Annotated in this window: 2 protein-coding genes; one reads left to right on the forward strand and one right to left on the reverse strand. The window is 52.4% G+C overall.

Annotated features, from left to right (window positions below; genetic code table 11):
- Positions 1-383, reverse strand: a 383-nt coding sequence (locus V7676_RS18710) for a type IV toxin-antitoxin system AbiEi family antitoxin domain-containing protein (RefSeq protein ID WP_335661068.1), incomplete at its 3' end; no start/stop codon positions are given.
- 166 nt (positions 384-549) lie between these two features.
- Here V7676_RS18710 and V7676_RS18715 point away from each other — a divergent pair.
- The coding region (locus tag V7676_RS18715; RefSeq protein ID WP_335661069.1) for a competence protein CoiA family protein at positions 550-733 on the forward strand (184 nt) is incomplete at its 3' end.

The following is a 733-nucleotide window of genomic DNA, read 5'->3' on the forward strand; positions in this document are numbered from 1 at the left end:
TCATCGCTGAGCAGGGCCTCTGTGAAACGCACGGTTTTGAGTGGCGGATTGCCATCCTTTGGCGTCCAATCATTGGCGCCGATTGCCATCCAAACAGATCGAGGCAGCTGATCGGTCAGTTCGTGATAGGCGAGGGCGGACACAAGGCAAATGACTCCCTTCGGAACACGTTTTGCCGCTTCCGCTAGGCTATGATTAGCATCGAGCGGTGCGTCCGGCAGCTGGTACATGCCCCTTGCGAGGCGAACGACCTCGCCATCGTCCAGCATACGGCCAATGGTCGCTGCTGTGATTCCTGCTGCCTTAAACTCGGACAGACGGACGATCCCCTGCTTACCAAGGACTGTTTTTGCTAGATCGCGCTGTGTACCGGCTGTCGGCATTGATATAAAACCACCAATCTCTGGGTCTGGACTGTGAGGTTTTGTATCACTAAGGTATCCGCAGGTAAAGTGCGCGTTTTTTAAAGGCCGTTAGATCAAAGGAAGTAATTGACCCTATTTCCTCGGGTTGGCAAAATCCTGTTTCATTCCTCCAAGCCGGGATATTATGAGCAACGATTGGCATCCGACACAAGCGATTGGACCTGATGGACAGCGAGCCGATGTTAAGGATGTCGCAAATGGTCTGAAATGTCGCTGTGTTTGCTTTGAATGTGAACAGCCTGTCATTGCCAAGCAAGGGCAGAAGGTTAAATGGCATTTTGCGCATCATGCCCCAACCAGCTGTCGTC

The sequence above is a fragment of the Parasphingorhabdus sp. genome (assembly GCF_036963805.1).
Classification (GTDB): Bacteria; Pseudomonadota; Alphaproteobacteria; order Sphingomonadales; family Sphingomonadaceae; genus Parasphingorhabdus.